Source organism: Paenibacillus sp. FSL R7-0331 (genome assembly GCF_000758645.1).
GTDB lineage: Bacteria > Bacillota > Bacilli > Paenibacillales > Paenibacillaceae > Paenibacillus_AQ > Paenibacillus_AQ camerounensis.
This window is the reverse complement of record NZ_CP009284.1, coordinates 2,117,757-2,138,963: the sequence shown is the minus strand read 5'-3', so window position 1 is coordinate 2,138,963 and position 21,207 is coordinate 2,117,757. Positions and strand designations below refer to the sequence as shown.

The following is a 21,207-nucleotide window of genomic DNA, read 5'->3' as shown; positions in this document are numbered from 1 at the left end:
CCCCGAATGAACAAGAAAAAAATGGTAATCATTGCATCCAGTGCTGTTATTGTGGCAATTGCAGGTATTTTAACATATGTGCTGTGGCCCGATACCGGTAAGGAGGCCAGTGCGGCTACGCTGAACACCGCCCTTGTAACAAAAGGCAGTATTCTGAACGGAGTGTCAGGCTCCGGCTCAGTGTCGCCCATTCATACCGAGAGCATCCGTACCAAGGAAGCCGGAGAGGTGGATCAGGTGATGGTAGCTAAAGGGGATGTTGTCAAAAAAGGAGATGTGCTGATTACCTTTGTGGCAAGTGATCTAAGCGACAAAATGAAAGACGCGGAGAAATCATTAACCAGCCTGAAGACCGAGCTTACAGACAAGCAGGAAAATTACAAGACGCTGGCAATGAACAATGCTACTGAAGACGAGCTGGCTTCGGCCAAAAAAGCGATTGAAAAAGCGGAAAGCGACATTACCGAGCAGCAGGAATCTATCAACGACCTTGCGGAGGATATGCTTCCTCCAGATCCGCTGACGGCTCCGATTGACGGCACCATTACTGCTGTCAACATTACAGAAGGCGAACAGGCCCAGAACGGGTCCGAGCTGTTCACCATGACCGATTATGTGAATCTGAGCGTCACTGTTCAGGTGGACGAGCTGGATATTCCCGAGATCAAGCTGGATCAGGCCGCCACTATTACACTGGAAGCGCTGGAGGATCAGGAATTTGACGGCAAAGTTATTGAAATTGCCAAAGAAGGCACTTCATCCAACGGCGTTTCTCTCTTCGATGTCACGGTGGGCCTGAATGAAGCCGAAGGCGTTCTGGTCGGCATGTCTGCCGAGGTGGCCATCACGATTGAAGAGAAAAACGATGTGCTCACTGTTCCGATTGAAGCCGTATCTGAGGTTAACGGCAAGTACTATGTTAACGTTCCCCTAACAGAAGAAAGTAACAGCGAAGCCGGTACGGCCGGTGATGCTGCGGACGGCCAGACTCCAAGGGGTGAAATGCCTTCCGGTGATGCTGCGGACGGCCAGACTCCAAGGGGTGAAATGCCTTCCGGTGATGCTGCGGGCGGCCAGGCTCCAAGCGGTGAAATGCCTTCCGGTGATGCTGCAGGCTGGCAGGGACGCGGTACAGAAGGACGCGGCGGCTCCTTCCCGAGCAGTGCTCCAAGCGGCGGCTTCCCGGGCGGAGGCAGAAGCGGCTCCAGCTCCGCTTCCGGCCAGAAGCGGGTTGAGGTTACTGTCGGCATCCATGATGAGAGTAACATCGAAATTGTCAGCGGTCTGTCCGCAGGCGACGAGGTCATTATCCCGACCGTTATCAGCACAGGCAGCTCTTCGAGTGCGGAACAGAGCCAGATGGGCGGCATGGGCGGTTTCAGTACCGGCGGTTTCAGCGGAGGAAGCGGAGGATTTAGCGGCGGTACAGGCGGACCGCCTTCCGGTGGCGGCATGGGTGGTGGCCGTCAATGACCGGCAGTATAGAGCCGCTGATCCGGGTTGAGAACATGATCCACCGGTATGTCATGGCCGGTGAATCGATGACCATTCTCAAAGGCCTCAGCTTTACGATTGAACATGGTGAATTTGTTGCCATCATCGGTCCCTCGGGTTCCGGCAAGTCCACATTGATGAACATGCTCGGCTGCCTGGATATAGCCAACGAAGGCGATTATTTTCTGGACGGCCAGGAGGTCCGCAAGTTGTCGGACAACAAGCTCGCCCAGATCCGAAACGAGAAAATCGGCTTTATCTTTCAGAACTTTAATCTGCTGCCGAAGCTGTCTGCGGTGGAAAACGTGGAGCTCCCCCTGATCTACCGGGGAGTCTCCCACCGGGAACGCAGAGAAGTGGCCCGGGGTGCCCTCATCAGAGTTGGTCTTGAAGACCGGATTGACCACCGGCCCTCGGAGCTGTCCGGCGGCCAGCAGCAGCGCGTCGCCATCGCCCGTGCACTGGCCGGCACTCCGCCGATCCTGCTGGCCGATGAGCCTACAGGCGCCCTGGATTCCAGAACAGGCAAGGAGGTTCTGCAGATGATCAAAGAACTTAATGAACAGGGACACACCATCATCCTGATTACGCATGACCTCGAAATTGCCGAGCAGGCCAAACGGGTCATCCGCATTCAGGACGGTAGTCTGGTCGAAGATCGGAGGATTGCCAGATAATGATGCTGTATCAAAGCATGAAAATGGCATTAAAGAGCATCCTCAGCAGTAAAGTCAGAGCTTTTCTCACCATGCTCGGGATCATTATCGGTGTTTCATCCGTCATTGCGCTTGTCTCCGTAGGCCAGGGAACGACTTCACAAATTACAGAATCATTAAGCTCACTGGGAACAAACCAGCTCACTGTCAATATCACCGGACGCGGAGCAACCACCTCCCTGACCTATGAGGAGGCGCTTGCGCTCGGCGAGATTGAAGGCGCCAAAAATGTCTCTCCTGTCATTAGCGGCAATGTCACCGCCAAGCACGGTACAGAGAATGTTTCGGTTTCAGTAGAGGGCATTACACCTGCCTATGAGGATGTACAGAATTTTCATGTGCAGTCCGGGCGTTTCCTGCTCGATATTGATACAGAGTACCGCCAGAAGGTCGCCTTAATCGGTTCGGATACTGCTGAGGATTTATTCGGTACAGACAGTCCGGTAGGCGAAAAGGTTCAGCTCAACGGAACCAGCTTCAAGATCGTCGGCCTGCTGGAGAGCAAGGGCAGCACGAGCGGCGGCTCCAGCGACGAAAAGATCCTCATCCCGATCTCTACGGCCGAGCGGTTCCTGCAGAGCAGGGGTGTTCGCTCAATTACAATAACTACAACCTCAAATGATAATGTTGAGGAGGTCAAGGGCAAACTGGAGTCTGCTCTGGATGCGAAATTCAGCTCGGCGGAGAATGCCTACTCGGTATTTGATTCCCAGGAAATGCTGGCAACGGTCAATGAGACGAGTGCCACCCTATCGCTCGCACTGGGCGGAATTGCCGGCATCTCCCTGTTTGTCGGCGGCATCGGCATTATGAACATCATGATTGTCTCTGTCAATGAGCGTACCCGGGAGATCGGCATCCGCAAAGCCATCGGCGCCAAGAAAATCAATATTCTGATGCAGTTCATGATTGAGTCTGTAGTGCTCAGCGGCTTTGGCGGGCTGATCGGGGTCGGTCTGGGTCTTGGCGCCAGCTGGGCTGTAGGCAATTATACCTCAATGAATGTGGCAACCTCCTGGAACATGGTTATGATCTCCTTCTCGTTCTCCCTGATCATCGGCATCGTGTTTGGAATGATTCCGGCGAACAAGGCGGCAAGAATGCGCCCGATCTACGCGCTGCGCAACGATTAGCCTTTTATAAGCGAACAGAACCCGTAAGGCTCCAGACTGGAGTCCTGCGGGTTTTTTAATCAGGAAGAATTTATATTTTTCAGCGGTCCCATCAAAGCACCTGAGTCCGCATCCCTGTAAAGGCTCTGTTATGTGTAGTTATTTTATATGCCGGGAGGAGTATCGTTTATATAAAAGTTGGGTAATAGGATTCAAGGGCTGGAATACAAATAGTCTGTAGGGTCCAATACATAATTTTAAAGTTTGTAGTAAAATTTCTTTATACGAGCATGATACATACGCTGACGGAAGCCCTCCTGCCCGTTTTATTGCTATTACGGGAAATCCCTGACTGCTGAGAAGAATTGTTAATCGTACAGAAGCTGAGCTTTCCTGTAACTTTTTGACCCCTCCTCCAGTCCCTGTCCGGCTTAGAGCCGCAGGCGATCAGCACCGCATGTTTCTTGCACACAGCAATGAATTTTCTAAAGTTTGATGCGGGGAGAGGATGACAGTGGCAGTCTTGTCCAAAAATAAAAACACACGCAAACTGATTATTGTATTCGCCGCTTTCTCAGTGCTTCTGGTATTGATCAGCACCGCTTCCCTGCTCTATTTAAACAACACAATGAACAGGCTTTCAGATTCCCTTTATAGCGACGTGTACCAGAACTCAGAGCTGATCCTGAACGCTGACCGCGATCTGTATCAGGGTGCTGTCTCCCTGCATGCAGCCATGAATTCCGACATCACAAGCGAACAGCTTGGCCTTTTTGCCCAGAGCTTTGAAGATAACAACTCCGAGATCAAGCAGCGCCTGACTATGGCCAGCTATAATATCAACAATCTGGACAATCCATACAGCGGTATGAAGCAGAGCGAGCTGCTGCTGAGTGATCTGAGGGATAAGCTTGCCGGCTTTGACAGCTCATTTGAAACCTGGAAGGAAACAGGCCGCGACCTTATTGCCCGGCGGGTTCAAAGCGACTGGAATCCGGGCAATTATTCCCCTTCCCTTATTAATATCCAGCTGATAGAGACACGCAGCAGTCTGGATGAGGCTGAGAGTCTGATCGACAACTACGCCCAGCAGATTACCCTTGAATTCCGGGAGAAGAAAAGCGCTGTTTTTGGCGTATACTCCCTGTTCCTGTTCCTGCTGATTCTGGTCATCATCTACCTCTGCCGCAGGCTAATTTCACTGCAGAATGAGATGATGGAGGAAAAATCACTGCACCAGCTTATTGGCGAAACGATGTCGGACTTTATTATTTTGACCGATCCAAACGGCCTGATTCTGTATGCCTCCCCTTCACATGCCGGCGTACTCGGTTATATTCCGGAGAAGGGCTCCCCCCTTACCAACTATATCCGTGAAGCAGAAATTTCCTGGGCGAAGCTGAAGAGCGCTGTACAGGGTACCTCGCGGATCTCCGAGCTGCGTATGCGCTCTGCGGAAGGGCATTGGGTATGGCTCGAAACAAAGGTATCGCCAATCAGCGGCAGGAAGGATCTTCCGGTACAATTCATGCTGGTTTCCCGGGAGATTACGCAGCGCAAGCAGTATGAGGAGCGGCTGCATAGGCTGGCCTTCTATGATCACCTGACAGCAATCCCGAACCGGGCGCATTTTAAAATGTATATGGAGAACCTGATTACCCAGCCGGAGGAGCGCAGACAGGAAATCGCACTGGCGCTGCTTGACTGCGACCGGTTCAAACAGCTGAACGATACCCTGGGCCACCTGGCTGGCGATGAGTTTCTGCAGCTGCTGTCCCGTGAGCTGCAGCAGACCGTCAAGGGTACCGGCCAGGCCTTCCGTATCGGCGGCGATGAATTCGCCGTAGTGCTGCACCGGTTCACCAGCCCGGAAATGCTGGATGAGATCCTCCAGCGGCTGCTGCAGCTGTTCAACAAAACCTGGTCCGTGAATAACGGGTCCAGCTTTCATACTTCAGCCAGTATCGGGGTAGCCCTGTATCCGCAGCACGGCTCCAGTATCAATGAGCTGCTCCGCGCAGCCGACCTGGCGATGTACCGCTCCAAGAATCACGGAGGGAACGAGGCGAGCCTGTACAACGAGCTGGCAGACGAAGAGTTTTCGGACCGGAATACCAAATAGCAGCCTAGTCTTTATACATAAAGGCGCCCCTGAAGCCGTAAAACGGCAGGGGCGCCTTTTGGTTGAGTACCAGCTATATATCAAAATTTGTTAACAGGACAGTGTCAGCGGATCATCACCATGGCCCGCTCCATTCTGCTTGCGTTCGCGTACCAGCACTTTAATCCGCTGCCCGCTGCCTGAGCAGTCAATAAACCGGTCCCCGTCCGTCGCCTTCTCTTCCCAGTCATTCAGCCTCAGAATGTAGCCGACGGATTGAGTACCGATTTCAGCTTCAATAACGGCTACAGCCCGCCCGTTCTCCATATATCTGAAATCGCATTGCCCGTCCTGAATACCTGTACCCCAGATCCAGAGGTTCCAGCCGCGGTAATCGCCGTCAGGGCGGTCATAATGGACTTCAATAATTTTGGACCGCGGCGCCGGCTCACCATGGCTGTCATACAGCACCATCATCGACAAGCCTTCTACCTCAACCTCTTGCTCACCGGAAATCCGGAAGGCTTCGGTTCCGGCATAGCTATGATCGGCTACAATGTTCCAGCCTCCGGCGGTATGCGGAAGCTGCTGCACCACCTTCTCTGTGTTGGCATTGAAGATAACAATAATGTTGTTCCAGACATCACCGCCTGCATGACCCTTCAGCATATAGGCCACAACACCGCCGTCACAGCGGAGAAATTCCAGGGAACGCTCAATTTCCTGACGCCCGTGCAACCGGAAGGCGGGATGCTGCCGGCGAAGCTCAATCAGGCCTTTGTAATATTGGAAGACCGGCATAAAGCTCTGCTTCAGGCCCCAGCGCACCGCATTGATAACATCCGGGCTCCGGTAGCTGTTATGATCACCGTATTTGCTGCGCAGCATTTCATCACCGGCCTGAATGAACGGTATGCCCTGTGAGGTCAGAATCAGGCCGTTCGCCAGAAGGGAACGGCGCACCGTTTCATTACCCAGAATATTATCGGGAGAGACGGCGAAATACGGATCTGCCGCCTGAACGGCCGCTTCCAGATCTCCGCCCCGCAACAGCCTGCCGTTCTCCAGCTCAGGCAGATTGGCCGCCTGCCTAAGCCCTTGTGAGGCAAGTATCTTATCCCACAGATTGAGGTTATCATGTGCGGTTACATAATTGACGGTCTCTACCGGAGAATCAGTGAAATCATGGATTGCTCCCTTAATTCCCGCAGCCACGGCTCCTTCCTTGCCATATTCACCGGTAACGAAACCTCTGCCCCAGCCGTCGCTGTCTCCCTTGATTGCTGAGCGGAAGTTATCGTTAAATACCGCATAGCCTTTGCCGCGCTGTACGCCTTTGAGGGTCTTCGCAGCCAGCGGCGAATCTCCGCCCGTCCAGGGCTCCCCGTAAATCAGCAGCTCCGGATTAATGTTAAGCCGTAATTCCTCGGTAATCTCCCGGATTGTCACGCTGTCCATCAGCCCCATCAGATCAAAGCGGAAGCCGTCAATGTGATATTCGGAAGCCCAGTAAGCGAGCGAATCTTTGATGAATTTGCGGACCATCGGCCGCTCCGTCGCCAGCTCATTCCCGACACCGGAGCCGTTCGATAACCGGCCCAGATAGTCCCGGCGGTAGAAATAATCAGGCACCAGCGGTTCGAATGGACCCTTTTCATACGCATAGGTGTGGTTATAGACCACATCCATTATTACAGCTATCCCTCTGCTGTGCAGCGCCTGCACCATTTCCTTAAACTCACGGATGCGCGTGCCAGGCTCTGAGGGATTGGTGCTGTAAGAGCCTTCCGGCACATTATAATGCTGAGGGTCATAGCCCCAGTTGTATTCTGTGTAATAATCCGGCCGCGGGCCGGCCCCGGCTCCGTTCAGCTCATCAACTGTCTGATAATCAAATACCGGCAGCAGATGCACATGCGTGATGCCCAGCTCAGCCAGATGATCTATGCCCAGCGCGTTACCGGCTGCATCCCTCAGACCGGTTTCGGTAAAAGCCTTGAACTTGCCCTTATGCACCATTCCGGAGCTCTCGTGCGCCGAGAAATCACGTACATGCAGCTCATAGATAACAGCATCAGCCGGATGCGCGAGCCGCGGCGCCTTGTCACCTTGCCAGCCTGCAGGATCAGTCTCCCGCAGGTCTACAACAGCTGACCGTACACCGTTGGCCGAAACAGCCGTTGCATATGGATCTGCCGCTTCATTTATCGTTCCGTTCTCAAAAATCGTGCGGTACATATAGAATATTCCCTTTAAATCCCCGGGTACCTCTACCTGCCAGATGCCTCCTTCCCCGCGCTGCATCGGCACAATCCGTCCGCTGTCCCTGCCGAAAATCAGCGAAGACCCGGCTTCGCTCCCTCCAGTCTCATACAGGACCAGTGATAAGGTAAAAGCTGTCGGCGCCCACACCTTAAACTGGCTGCGCGCTGCGGTATAGGTCAGGCCAAGATCATTGCCTTCATAGGTTTCAAGTACGGTCTCTGCATTCATATAGTTACTGTTCATTCAATATCACCATCCTGCTGCTCACTATGGATTACAACCAGTGAACGGATCACCTTGCTTCATTCCAGTTATTAAATCTATTAACACATCATTCATAAAACATACTTGCACTGAGTTGCAAGCGGTGTGTAGCGGAAGCCCGTACTCTGAGTTCAAGCTAATAACTTGGCTCAAAATAGTATATGTAACACTATGTTCACAGGTTTGGGTCCAGCAGCCTATTCTGCATTCTACATTACATATATCGACATTTTCAGTCAATCCTTTAAGTGAAAATGAGAAAGCGGCTGCTTTACCGGAAGTATAGAGTGTAATCCGGCAGAGCGCCACTGCCAATTGCTGTAACCGCATGAGCCAGGGCCACGCTAAATAACCCCGAACCCGGCAGAACGGGATTTCGGGGTTTTCTTTTTTTATCTGGACGAGCCAGCCATTCTACCGTTTGCGCAGCAGTCTGCCGAATAAGCCGGCAACCGGAAGCAGAAGCAGAGCAGCAGCCAGCAGGGAGGCGCGGACAGACAACCGGCTGCCTATATATCCGACTGCCGGACCGCCGGCAGTCTGTCCAAGGGCATCAGCCTGGCTGACCATGGAGAGCACCGTTGCCCGGGTACTGCTCTCTAGACGCATATTGAGCCAGGTCTTATGCACCGGCCCGCTTACAGCACCTGCAACTGCCAGCAGCAGCACAGCCGCCAGGGCTGTGTAAAAGCCGGGGGCGAGTGCAAGCAGAAGAATAGCCCCGATTCTGACTACTGTTAACGCCAGCAGGACTGCGGTGAGCAGCTTCTCCTTTTGCATATCTATTCTGCGTTCAGCTAGATGTACAGCTGGTATTGCCAGCAGTGTGGAAAGGACACTGATGATGCCGAACCATACTGCCATCGAGAGAGCGCTGTCCGGAAAACCGATTCCTTCTATTAAATGAATCTGCCATAGCCGGTCATACCCTTCAGAAGCCGCACCGCCGAACAGGCTGACGACAGCCAGCATAAGCAGCAGCGGGCTCCCGGCAATTATGCCGGCCCCGCTGCGCCAGGTACGCGCCCACGCCTTGAGCGGAGAGCCGGCTGGCCTTTCCTGCCGCACAAATCCTGTTTCCTTCATCAGGAAGACTAGGCTGGCCCCCAGAATCAGATATATTGCACCTCCGGCGATATAGGGCAGATTCGGACCTGCAAGCGATAAGCCTACACTTGTTCCGGCGCCGAGCAGGGATGCGGCGAGGGAAGCTTTTTCCGCCTTCATGAAGATTGTCCCCGCTTTCTCCTCCCCCAGCTCATCCATGATCCAGGCTGTATCGGCACCGCTGACAAAGGTCCAGCCGAGGCCGAACAGCAGCTGGGCTGCCATAACCCATACCACTGCCGGTACGGGAGATCCCTGGCCGGCAAACCAGATAATGCTCCCTTCCAGCAGAAAACCGCAGCCCATGACTGTCAACCCGATAATGACCGACAGTCTGCGGCTGTACAAATCAGCAACGGCACCGGTAATCCCCTCAAAGACCAGCACAGTGATTTCTAGCACCGTCCCAATCAGCAGCAGCTCAAGCGGCCGGAGCCCAAGCTCAGTCACATAGTAAATACTGTAGGTGGTGAATATCGTACTGCCCGCAAACGCCGTCATGAACATCATTAAAAGATACACCCCGGAAGCCTGTAATTTTCGCACACTATATCCGCCTTTTCTCGTAAATGTGCCTTAAGTATAAGAAAAGCGGCCGGCTTCTGCTGTTCCGGGCTTGCGGAATAAAAAAACCGGCCCCCTTGTCAGGAGACCGGCATAAAGTAGTTGGAAAAGTGAACTTGCCAAAACGGAGCTTGCTTAAGCTTAAAAAGAATTACTTCACGCTGCTCTGCACAAGTGCAGCTACTTCCTCGGCAGTACCGAGCTGCAGCGCTTTGGCAGCCATTTCCTTCATTTCTGCAGCAGACAGCTTGGAAATCTGGCTGCGTGCCGGCAGGATGGAAGTGGCGCTCATGCTGAATTCATCAAGACCCAGGCCGAGCAGAAGCGGAATCGCGGTGGAGTCACCGGCCATTTCACCGCACATACCTGTCCATTTGCCTTCAGCGTGTGCCGCGTCGATCACAATTTTGACCAGACGCAGAATTGCCGGATTGTATGGCTGATACAGGTAGGATACCTGCTCATTCATCCGGTCGGCAGCCATTGTATATTGAATAAGGTCATTTGTTCCGATACTGAAGAAATCAACTTCCTTCGCGAACTGGTCAGCCAGCACCGCCGTTGAAGGAATCTCAACCATAATACCCAGCTGGATGTTATCGGACACTTCCTTGCCTTCTTCACGCAGCTTCGCTTTCTCCTCAAGCAGGAGGTCACGGGCTGCACGGAATTCACCAAGGGTAGCGATCATCGGGAACATGATCCGCAGGTCGCCGTGGGCACTTGCTCTGAGCAGGGCTCGCAGCTGGGTACGGAAAATATCCTGACGGTCCAGACAAAGACGAATCGCACGGAAGCCGAGGAACGGATTCATTTCCTTAGGCAGCTCCAGGTATGGAAGCTCCTTGTCCCCGCCGATATCCAGCGTACGGACAACAACCGGCTTGCCTTTCATGTTCTCAAGCACGGTGCGGTACGCATTGTACTGTACTTCTTCGGAGGGCAGCTTGTCGCGGCCCATATAAAGGAATTCAGTACGGTACAGGCCTACGCCTTCGCCGCCGTTCTCAATAACACCCGTAACGTCATTTGGCGTACCAATGTTAGCAGCCAGCTCGACATGCTTGCCGTCAGCAGATACGGTCGCTTCATCACGGAGCTTTTTCCACTCGGCAATTTGCAGATCGTAAGCTTCCTGCTTCGTTTTGTACTCAGCCACCTCAGCCTCGCTAGGGTTGATCAGCACATCGCCGCTCAAACCGTCAACGATGACCAGATCGCCTGCTTTTACCAGGGACAGCACATTTTTGGTACCGACAACCGCCGGGATTTCCAGGGAACGGGCCATAATCGCCGAGTGTGACGTACGTCCGCCGATATTGGTGGTGAAGCCTTTAACGAAGTTACGGTTTAGCTGCGCAGTATCCGAAGGCGTCAGATCCTGTGCAATAACGATAACCTCTTCACTGATCTCAGCAGGGCTGATGTAGTGAATGCCCAGCAGGTGATTCAGCACGCGCTTTGTTACATCGCGCATATCGGCAGCACGTTCCTGCAGGTAGGCGCTCTTCATATTCTCGAACATCGAAACAAACTGTGACGCAACTTCATTAAGAGCGTAGTCTGCATTAACCGCTTCTTCACGGATTTTATCCATTACCGGGCTGATCAGCTCAGGATCTTCAAGAATCAGCAGGTGGGATTCAAAAATCTCAGCTTTTTTCTCGCCCAGCTCAGCAAGCGTGCGCTCCTTGATGGCCTGCAGCTCACCCTTGGACTTATCCAGGGCGTCCTGCAACTTAACCAGCTCAGCTTCCACGTCGCTAACTGCAGTCTTGGTAATAGTATAATCCGGATGTTCCAGGATAAATGCACGGGCTACGGCAATACCTGCTGAAGCCGCGATTCCTGAAATTTTACTCATTAATTTCTCCCAGCCCTTCTTTGATCATGACATCCTGCAGTGCGCTCAGTGCTTCAGCCTCTTCTGCGCCTTCAGTGATCAGGGTCAAGGTGTCGCCTGCTTCCAGACCCAGGGACAATACGCCCAGAATGGATTTCAGGGTTACTTTTTTGCCTTTAGCTTCTGCAAATGCTTCGGTGCCTTTGAATTTAGTAGCTGTATTTACCAGTGCAGTTGCTGGACGTGCGTGAATTCCGTCTTCGTCAACAATTTTGAAAGTTTTTTGCATAATAATCCAACTCGCTTTCTGTTATTTGGTATGGTTGAGTGTTTCTCATATATATGTGAGGGCAGCGCCTCCACTAAAGTATAATGGATGCGCTGCGCCTTTGCACATTTTACTGGATAGTGATGATGTCCTTGTCGCCTATGGATACCTTACCCGGTTTCTTTAGGGTTACAGCTGCGCCCTCTGGCAGATTGGAGAAGATGACCGGTGAAATGACAGAAGGCGCGTTCGCCTTGACATACTCCAGATCCACTTCCATAATCGGCTGTCCGGCTGCTACCAGGTCGCCTTCTTCAACAAGAACCGTAAAGCCCTGCCCTTTCAGCTTCACTGTATTTACCCCGATATGGACAAGCACTTCCTTGCCGCCGTCGGACATAATGCCGATGGCATGCTTGCTCGGGAATACATTGAACACTTTACCGTAGACCGGCGAGGCAATCTTTCCGTCAGTTGACAGGAAGGCAAAGCCGTCGCCAGTCATCTTCTGTGAGAAGACCGCATCAGGCACCTGCGTGATATCAAGCAGTTCACCGTTGACCGGTGACACGATATCTTCAGGGACAATTGCAGCTCCGTCCTCCCCTGCCTGCTTCTCAAGCTCAGGCTGCGGGGCAACCGGTGCAGCCGCAGGCGTTCTGCCGTTCATGACATCCTGAATCTGTGACTTAATAGTATCGGAACGTGTACCAAAGATCGCCTGAACATTGTTTCCGACTTCGAGCACCCCGGAAGCACCAAGCTTCTTCAGGCGGTTCTTATCTACGCCCGCTTTATCTTTAACCTCGACCCGCAGACGCGTAATACATGCGTCCAGATGAGTGATGTTTTCTCTGCCGCCGAGGGCTGACAGAATGTTGCGCGGCAGATCGTCACCGGCTGTCGAAACAGCTTGTGCACCTTCACCTGCATCCTCCGCATCGTCCGATGCATCCTCGCGGCCCGGAGTTTTCAGGTTAAACTTGCGGATTACAAAGCGGAATCCGAAGTAGTAGATAGCGGCCATCACCAGACCTACCGGAATAACCAGCCACCAGGCCGTACGGTTCGGAATAATACCGAACAGAACATAGTCGATGAAGCCTCCGGAGAAGGTCATCCCGATCTTAACATTCAGAATTTGCATAGTCATAAAGGACAGACCTGCGAAGACTGCATGTACTGCGAACAATAACGGTGCAACAAACAGGAACGAGAACTCCAGCGGCTCAGTAATCCCTGTCAGGAACGAAGTGAGCGCAGCGGAAACCATAAGGCTTCCTACAATCTTTTTGTTCTCGGGCCGTGCTTCATGATAGATCGCGAGCGCCGCCGCAGGCAATCCAAACATCATAAACGGATATTTACCGGTTGTAAATGTTCCGGCTGTAAATTCCACCCCGTCGCGCAGCTGCTGCATGAAGATCCGCTGGTCCCCGCGGATCAGGTCGCCCGCCTTGTCCACGTAGCTTCCGAACTCGTACCAGAACGGCGAGTAGAAAATGTGATGCAGGCCGAAGGGAATCAAAGAGCGCTCGATCGTCCCGAAAATAAAGGCCGAAAGTGTAAGATTCGTATTGATCATACTCTGTGATACATAGTTCAGCCCGTGCTGGATCGGCGGCCAGATGATCGTCAGTGCGAGACCGAGAATCAGTGAGGTCACCGCCGTCATGATCGGCACAAACCGCTTACCGGCAAAGAATCCCAGATAGGACGGCAGTTCTATACGGAAGAACCGCTGATACATGGATGCCGCCAGTATCCCGACAAGTATACCGCCGAACACCCCGGTCTGCAGGGTTGGTATTCCCAGGACACTTGCATAAGCGAAGTCCTGTTTGCTGAGCACCCACTCGTTGATGCCAAGCACGGTACCCATTGTCACGTTCATGACCAGGAATCCGATGATAGCTGCAAGCCCTGCTACCCCTTCCCCGCCGGCCAGCCCGATGGCTACACCGACTGCAAAGAGCAACGACAGGTTATTAAATACTATTTGTCCCGAGTTCATCAATACATTGGCAATCGCTTGAACCACATCATTTTCAAGCGCAGGAACATATTGCAGGAAGTCAGGATTGACCAGCATGTTGCCGATTCCGAGCAAGAGACCCGCCGCAGGCAGAATCGCTACCGGAAGCATAAGCGCTTTACCGACCCTCTGTAATACGCCGAACAACTTTTTAAACATTAGGGGCCACTTCCTTAATCATAATTTTCCCCAAACAAAACGCCAAAAAAGGCATGAGCAATACAGCATACTGGTTGTCAATCCAACACTAAAGTTAGATTACCCCGAGTTAGGGGATTACAACCAAAAATACTGCAAATCACTCATGCCTGATCGTATCAGTTACACGTTGGTATTTTGTTGGTATTTCATAACAGGGATCATTGTAGCATCGATGATAAAAGAAAGCAAGCAACAATTTGGATTGACGGAGTTTTATGCATCACTACAAATAAAACTGCCGAATCAGAGCCCCTGCTCCTGCTCCATATCCGCCTCGTCCTCTTTTTTCTGGGCAAGCCGCTGCAGATGAATCGTCAGATAGCTGACCTCGGCCGGATACACCGGAATGCGGACCCTCTGCTCAATTATCTTGGTCAGCTTCCAGGACAGTGAATACATCTCCGGATATTCCCGTTTCATCAGATCATCCAGCGAGGATGTCTCCCGTACGGTTTCTCCGCGCCGCAGCCGTTCCAACACAAAGCGCAGATGTGTCACAAGCCGCGAATAATCCAGAGAATCCCGGGGAATCCGGTAGTCCAGATTATCCTCAACAATTGCTACCAGATCCCCGATCAGCAGGGAATGCTCCCTGACCTCAGAGATGTGCCTGTTGCTGAGTGCACTGACAATATGCAGCGCTACGAAACCGATCTCATCAGGCGGCAGCGTCACTGCCATCGTCTCATTAATCCGTCTGACCGCATATTCCGCAAGCCGGTATTCCTCGGGATAGATCTCTTTTGTCTCATACAGAAAAGGGTTATGAATGGCAATATTCTGCTCACTGCGCCGGATGGCAAAGGAAATATGATCGGTTAAGGCAATGTGGATATGCTCATTAAGCGGCTGGTTGCTGCTCTGCATAATATGCAGGACGATTTCCTGAACCACTTCTATGAGCTTCTCATCCACCTGCGGAACGAGCTGCTTATATTGTTCCTGCTCCTCCTGATTGCGCAGAATAAACATCTTCTCAACGGAGGACAGTGTAATTTGGTCACGGCTTTTACGGTTATACCCGATCCCTTTGCCGATTACGACTACCTCGGCGTATTGGGGATGCTGGGCAATAATGACATTGTTATTAAGCACCTTGGCTACAGTTATGCTGCCCAATTCCGACACCTCTTTTAATCTGAATACCTGTTTCTTCAAAGCAGCCAGTTTATCATAGCAGCATGGTAATTATACTAGAGCTACCATCATAACATCAACTTGAGGTTAAAAGAAGGGCGCGTGCAGCCGGGTTTATTTGACCCGGAAGGTTCTGTGGGAATACCGGTAGACCAGAACCAGGGCGATGAGCGTATATACTGCAGCTGCCAGAAGGACAAACAGCGCAAACTGCGCGGGAGCCCCCTTGAATTGCAGAGCAATCACCGCTACACCCGTAATAATGCTGTTTACGATGGTGAAAAACGGATTCCGCATATTCAGCTCAGTGCTGTACGGCTGGAAAATATAATACATGAACAGGTGATGCACCGAGAAAAACAGCGACAGTCCCAGCACTGTTCCGCTGAAGATAAGGGCCTCGGCTGCACTCCAGCCTTCACCGGACAGGAATATCAGCAGATTCAACGCCAGGCAGATCGCTGCAGCCGGGATCAGATTAAGACCGCTAAGGCGCAGCAGACGGATACGGAAATTGCTTAAGATAGCCGCCCGTTCGCGGTAAAATCCGTAACGCAGCAGGCTGAGATCACAGTTAAAGAACATCGCCTTGCAGACCAGCTCCCCGATGGAGGTAAAATTCATAACAATGACAAACACCGGTAGCCCGCCAATCAGATAACGGATCAGCTGCGCGAACAGGTCAGGCGCCGTAAGCTGCAGCAGCAGTCCTGCAGCAGATAATCCGGCAATGATCATAAGCCGCCGCTGGATTGGCTGAACCAGCAGCCTCCTGTGCCGGCTGAAGAAAATCGCATTCAGATAAGCATAGCCATTCTTCCCGGTAAACTGCCCGGGCCGCAGCTGCTCAGCGGAGATATCCTGCTCCTTGGTCTCCACCTGCTTCCGGTTGGCTTCCTTCATCATCCGGCTCATATCAAGCAGCGGATCATCAATCTTGGTTACGGCATCGACCGCATTACGGTATCGCGGGTACCTGGCTATATAGATAACTGCAATTATACCCGGCAGCAGCACAGCCAGAACCGCAGGCAGACTGATCAGTACGTTGTCCATATCCAGCCATGCACTGCCTGTATAGAGCGGCAGGAACGCAAGCGCATATCCGATACCGATGACTGACCAGACCAGCGCATTTTGTTTGACCACTACGACTCCCTTACGGTCAAAGACAAGCAGATGCAGCGCTTCGGCGGCTGTACGCCAGAGTGTCAGCAGCAGCGCCAGCAGGATACCGTGCCATAGCGGAGCCCCAAACACGCCTGCAAACACCATCATCGCCGGCACAAAATAAATAAAAAAGCTTATTCCCTTAAGGCCTAAGGTCGCGTGCATATATTTATCAGCCGGCATGCGCATCAGCTTGACACAGATATATTTGTCGCGCTTGGATTCGAGAATGATTGCGTTGGATACGGCACTGACTGCGAAGCTCAGCAGCACCAGAATGTGAAGATACAGATCATATTGCTGCGTCAGCGGAAGATCACCTGCAGCCATTAAGACCGGCAGATATATGATTAGCCCAAGGTAGGCAAACCGGGTTGAGAACGCGAACAAAATCCTAAGGATGAGCGCAATGACCGTAAAGGTCTTTTTAAGGGCCCAGTTGGAATATACACTGTCCTTCATCGTCTTACCCAGTACCGGGATGCCCCGGAAATAATAGATCAGCCGGTTGGCTCCGGATACGCCGCGGATTTCCATAATGGTGTTCAGCATCCTAAGCATGGCCGTTGCCGTCCCTCAGCAGTGAAATAACCTTCTCCTCGAATTCCGGGCTGCGCAGAAGGTCAGCAGGAATCTCCTGCAGCACACCGTTATTCAGAATAACCAGTTCATCGCACAGATCCGCGGCAAGCTGCAGAATATGGGTAGAAAAAATAATGATATGGTCCTGCTTCATCTCCCGCAGCAGCTTCTTGATCTCAAGCGCCACAACGACATCGAATGAGGTTAACGGCTCGTCCAGCAGAATAAGCGGCGGCCTGGTAATGATGAAGCAGAGCATCTGAATTTTGTTCTTCATGCCGTGGGAATAGCCTTTAATCAGCCGGTGGCGGTCTTCTTCCTCAAAGGAGATGATATTAAAATAATCCTCAATCGTCCGCCCGGTCTGGATCTTATCCCGGTTGATGTCCATATAGAACTTCACGAACTCATAACCGGTCAGAAACTCCGGCAGAATCGGCAGCGAGAACACATAGCCGATCTCACTCTCGCTGAGCGGCAGGCTTATCTCATTACGCCGCAGGAACGCGCCTCCGCTGTCCATTGGGGTCTCCCCGCTCAGGCAATTGAAGAGCGAGGTCTTGCCGGCTCCGTTACGGCCCAGCAGGCCGTATATTTTCCCTTTTTCAAAAGTAAAATCGACGCCCTTCAGTACCTGTTTATCATTATAATTTTTTCTGATGTTGTCCAGTACGAGCTCCAATCCATTCTCCCCCCAGTCCATATACTGTCTAAATGCTTCCGGTCAAGGTACAAAAAAATCAGCACGTCTGCCTGTGTAGAGACGTGCTGATGCTTAAATCACGTTCATGCCGGAAAGTCTTGCACAGTCCTTATTGTACTATACCGGTACCTATGCCTGGTCCTTTGGCTCAATGCCTGCTGCGGGACTGTGCGGAACAGCCTGAACGGTGCTGACTGCTGTTGCAGGTACAGACTTCTGGGTCAGTCCCTTGATCAGCGCCTCTACGTCAATGCCGGAGACGCTCTTCAGCATTTCTGGAGCAGTCGCCATCAGCTGGGTCACATAATTACTTACCCGCGCTGCACCTTCGCCGTTGCCGGTATCCACGACCGTAAGCTTGTCAATTGCCGAGATCGGCTCAGCAATCTTGCCGGCCAGCTCTGGCAGCATCTTGACGATAATGTCGAGCACAGCCGCTTCGCCGAACTTCTGGAAAGCCTCAGCCAGCTTCTCCTTGGCTTCCGCTTCGGCAAGACCGCGTGCCCGGATAACCTCGGCTTCCGCTTTACCCTTGGCCAGCTCGGCATCCGCCATCGCCTGGCCTTCAAGCCGTTTCTGCTCAGAGGTCGCTTTTGCTTGAGTTTCAATACTATATTGGAGAGCATCCGCTTCACGCATACGTTTTGCCTTATCTGCTTCTGCCGCCTGTTCTACAGCGTAACGGTCAGCCTCCGCTTTCTTCTTCACTTCTGCATCATATTGCTTCTCGCGGACCTGAATTTCCTTTCCTTGCAGATCAATTTCGCGCTCCTTGCGGACCAGCTCGACCTTCATCTGCTCCTCTACTACGGTCTGCTTAGCACGGGCTTCCTGGATGTGGTACGCCTGATCGGCTTCCGCCTTTGCCGTATCCTGATCGCGCTTGAACGCGGCAACCTTCAGCTGATTGTCCTTAGATGCTTCAGCAATGTTCGTATCACGCAGCAGCTCCGCCTTCTGCCCCTGCTCCTCGGCGTTTGCCTTCTGAATACGGGCATCCCGCACCGCTTCAGCTTCTGCAATTTCGGCATCCCGCTTTACTGCGGCAATCCGCGGTTTACCCAATGCTTCAAGGTAACCGTGCTTATCGCGTACATCCTTAATCGTGAAGGAAACAATCTGCAGCCCCATCTTCTTCAGATCCCGCGCTGCAACTCCCTGAACCTCCTGGGCAAAACGGTCACGGTTACGGTACACCTCTTCAACAGTCATCGAGCCGAGAATAGCCCGCAGATGGCCCTCCAGCACTTCCTGGGCTTCGCTCTTGAGCGCATCAATCGGCTTGCCCATGAACTGCTCGGCGGCCGTCGCAACATCCTCAGTCGAACTGCCCACCTTGATAATCGCCACACCGTCGGCAATAACCGGAACCCCTTGCTCCGTATATACTTCCGGTGTAGTTACATCGAGTTTATGGGAGAGCAGCGACATGAACTCCGCCTTCTGGAATACAGGAAGAATAAAGGCACCGCCACCGCGGACGATTTTGATTTTGCGGCCGGAGCCGTCATCAGAAATATGATTTTTGCCAAGGAAAGAACCGGTAACGATCATGCCTTCATCAGGTCCGACAGTCTTGTACCGCGCCCAGAAGGCAATAGCCAGTACAAACAGAACAGCAATAACTACAACAGGAATCAACAAGAAATCATAATCAGCCAAATTGAACATTACACACCCGCTCCTATTCTCTCTTCGAATTCAGTAACCATTGCAACGCCTTCCTTCACTTCGACGATAACCACCTTACTGCCTGCCGGCAGCGGAAGCTGCTCGAAGCTGGCCGCCGTATGCAGGCTGTTGCCTGCACCGAACTTCACCATAATCTCACCATAGCCTACTGCCGGAACCGGCACCGTGATTTCTCCAATTCTGCCGGGCAGATCACCCATGGAGAAGCCGGTGGACACCTCGCTTTTATCCATTGGCTTAATAACTGCGAGGAACATGAGTACCGCCATAAAGGCCGCTATCAGCAGAGACAAGGCAAGAATAGCACCGTCTTCCAGCCCGCTGTAGCGTGTCAGCATAACACCTGCTCCTCCAAAAACAGTAATGCCCCCGGCCAGTACTGTAGGGTTCAGAAAATCGAATGAAACAAGATCAAGAACCCCGTCCAGGGCATCCCCGATCAGATCCCCAAACAGGACACTAACTGCCGCAAAAATTACGCCCAGCGCCAAACAGCCCAAGTATAGCGTTTGCATAATTTTCTCCTCCCGTCTTGTAATTACGGACTGTCATACTACTATAAACGCACAAACCATGTCCTTGGTTTCACAAAGTTGGATTTTTATCTCATTAATGTCTCCTGCATGCGTACGTTCAATGCCGGACGGGTCTTTGTAAAATTACACAGAAAGAGGTCCGCCGAGCCGTTATCGTTCATAACGGCCTGCAGACCTCTTTCTGTATTGTATCAATTCTGCTCTTATTACAGTGACATCTTGTAGATCTCTACAACATCGTCACGCTGCAGCTTGCGGAAGTTGCCGAACGGTCCGAAGCGGACCGCCTTGTCGGCCATGCTGCCGATTTCGCTGTCGTCGATGTCATAATCGCCAAGCGTCTTCGGAGCACCGATTGAATCCCAGAAGCTCCGCAATGCCTCAATGCCTTCAAGACCGGCTTCCTCATCCGTTTTACCGGAAGCGTCTACTCCAAATACATTCACGGCAAGCTGGCGGAAGCGTGAAGGATTGGTGCTGAGGTTATATTTCATCCACTGCGGGAACAGGATGGCCAGACCGCCGCCATGCGGGATATCATATACGGCCGATACAGCATGCTCGATGTTGTGGGTAGCCCAGTCACCGGCGAAGCCCATGCTGACCATACCATTCAGCGCCATCGTACCGCAGTACATAATCGTCTCACGCAGCTCATAATTCTCCAGCTCCCCGATCAGCTTAGGCGCCGCATCGATGACTGTGCGCAGCAGCGCTTCACAGAAGCCGTCCTGCAGCGGCGTATTGGTGTCGGTGTGGAAGTAGTGCTCAAGGGTATGAGACATGATGTCAACCATCCCGTATACCGTCTGATCGCGCGGCAGGGAGAAGGTGTTCACCGGATCAAGAATCGAAAATGCCGGATAGGCATGAACGCTGCCCCAGCCCATTTTTTCCTTCGTAACCTCATTAGTAATTACCGAGCCGTTGTTCATTTCTGAGCCTGTTGCCGCCATGGTCAGCACTGTACCCAGCGGGAGGGCGGCCTGCGGAGCCGCTTTACGTTCAACGAAGTCCCACATATCCCCGTCATACTTTGCTCCAACCGCTACAGCTTTGGCACAGTCCAGCACACTTCCGCCGCCGACAGCAAGAACGAGATCAATATTATGCCCGCGGCACAGCTCCACGCCTTTATGTACCGTCGACAAGCGCGGATTAGGCTCCACACCGGCCAGCTCAGTGACAACTGCTCCGGCCGCACTCAGCTCGGCTAGCACATTATCATAAAGGCCGCTGCGCTTGATGCTGCCGCCTCCGTACATGAGCAGTACATTCTTGCCGTACTTCGGTACTTCCGTCCGCAGCGCCTCCAGCGTACCTTGTCCAAAAATCAGTTTGGTCGGATTATAAAATTCAAACTTGCGCATATGTCTTTACCTCCGTTAATTTCAAAAATAGAATGCAGGATTATATT

15 protein-coding genes are annotated in these 21,207 nt (G+C 52.4%); 4 read left to right on the top strand and 11 right to left on the bottom strand.

All coding sequences use genetic code 11. The features are described from left to right. The first annotated feature begins 6 nt into the window (after positions 1–6). The 4 genes from R70331_RS08755 to R70331_RS08740 all read left to right on the top strand — a co-directional run bounded on the left by R70331_RS08755 (position 7) and on the right by R70331_RS08740 (position 5,444). A complete protein-coding gene (locus tag R70331_RS08755) occupies positions 7–1,473 on the top strand; it encodes an efflux RND transporter periplasmic adaptor subunit (RefSeq protein WP_042174643.1) in 1,467 nt (488 codons plus the stop codon). Next, entirely contained in the window at positions 1,470–2,171 is a 702-nt protein-coding gene (locus R70331_RS08750) for an ABC transporter ATP-binding protein (protein ID WP_042174641.1), read from the top strand. The genes R70331_RS08755 and R70331_RS08750 overlap by 4 nt, the downstream gene beginning before the upstream one ends. Next, on the top strand, positions 2,171–3,343 hold the full coding sequence (locus R70331_RS08745) for an ABC transporter permease (protein ID WP_042174639.1): 1,173 nt from the start codon (positions 2,171–2,173) through the stop codon (positions 3,341–3,343). Before R70331_RS08750 ends, R70331_RS08745 begins: the two co-directional genes overlap by 1 nt. A 502-nt stretch (positions 3,344–3,845) precedes the next feature. After that, complete coding sequence (locus R70331_RS08740; protein WP_197071408.1) at positions 3,846–5,444, top strand: sensor domain-containing diguanylate cyclase; 1,599 nt, start codon at positions 3,846–3,848, stop codon at positions 5,442–5,444. Positions 5,445–5,534: 90 nt separating this feature from the next. Here the strand turns inward: R70331_RS08740 and pulA are convergent, their stop codons facing one another. The 11 genes from pulA to R70331_RS08685 form a co-directional block, all read right to left on the bottom strand. Then, positions 5,535–7,931, bottom strand: coding sequence for a type I pullulanase (pulA, locus tag R70331_RS08735; protein ID WP_042174632.1), 2,397 nt, complete (start codon positions 7,929–7,931; stop codon positions 5,535–5,537). A gap of 435 nt (positions 7,932–8,366) precedes the next feature. Continuing rightward, positions 8,367–9,605 carry an MFS transporter gene (locus R70331_RS08730; RefSeq protein WP_231576430.1) on the bottom strand — a complete coding sequence of 413 codons (1,239 nt, stop codon included), beginning with the start codon at positions 9,603–9,605 and terminating at the stop codon, positions 8,367–8,369. A gap of 169 nt (positions 9,606–9,774) precedes the next feature. Further along, positions 9,775–11,487, bottom strand: a complete 1,713-nt coding sequence (ptsP, locus tag R70331_RS08725; protein WP_042174627.1) for a phosphoenolpyruvate--protein phosphotransferase — start codon at positions 11,485–11,487, stop codon at positions 9,775–9,777. Beyond that, positions 11,480–11,755, bottom strand: coding sequence for an HPr family phosphocarrier protein (locus R70331_RS08720; protein ID WP_042174624.1), 276 nt, complete (start codon positions 11,753–11,755; stop codon positions 11,480–11,482). The genes ptsP and R70331_RS08720 overlap by 8 nt, the downstream gene beginning before the upstream one ends. A 109-nt stretch (positions 11,756–11,864) precedes the next feature. Beyond that, positions 11,865–13,928, bottom strand: a complete 2,064-nt coding sequence (ptsG, locus tag R70331_RS08715; RefSeq protein WP_042174622.1) for a glucose-specific PTS transporter subunit IIBC — start codon at positions 13,926–13,928, stop codon at positions 11,865–11,867. A 285-nt stretch (positions 13,929–14,213) separates the two neighbouring features. Continuing rightward, positions 14,214–15,089 (bottom strand): glucose PTS transporter transcription antiterminator GlcT, encoded by an 876-nt coding sequence (gene glcT / locus R70331_RS08710; RefSeq protein ID WP_042174620.1) that lies wholly within the window; start codon positions 15,087–15,089, stop codon positions 14,214–14,216. A 132-nt stretch (positions 15,090–15,221) separates the two neighbouring features. Beyond that, entirely contained in the window at positions 15,222–16,838 is a 1,617-nt protein-coding gene (locus R70331_RS08705) for a hypothetical protein (RefSeq protein WP_042174618.1), read from the bottom strand. Next, positions 16,831–17,541 carry an ABC transporter ATP-binding protein gene (locus tag R70331_RS08700; protein WP_042174616.1) on the bottom strand — a complete coding sequence of 237 codons (711 nt, stop codon included), beginning with the start codon at positions 17,539–17,541 and terminating at the stop codon, positions 16,831–16,833. Before R70331_RS08700 ends, R70331_RS08705 begins: the two co-directional genes overlap by 8 nt. A gap of 150 nt (positions 17,542–17,691) precedes the next feature. Then, positions 17,692–19,233: a flotillin lipid rafts scaffold protein FloT gene (locus R70331_RS08695; RefSeq protein ID WP_042174614.1), complete on the bottom strand. Its 1,542-nt coding sequence runs from the start codon at positions 19,231–19,233 to the stop codon at positions 17,692–17,694. After that, entirely contained in the window at positions 19,233–19,769 is a 537-nt protein-coding gene (locus tag R70331_RS08690; protein ID WP_042174610.1) for an NfeD family membrane protein, read from the bottom strand. Before R70331_RS08690 ends, R70331_RS08695 begins: the two co-directional genes overlap by 1 nt. 227 nt (positions 19,770–19,996) lie before the next feature. Continuing rightward, positions 19,997–21,160: an iron-containing alcohol dehydrogenase gene (locus tag R70331_RS08685; protein ID WP_042174608.1), complete on the bottom strand. Its 1,164-nt coding sequence runs from the start codon at positions 21,158–21,160 to the stop codon at positions 19,997–19,999. Positions 21,161–21,207: the final 47 nt, after the last annotated feature.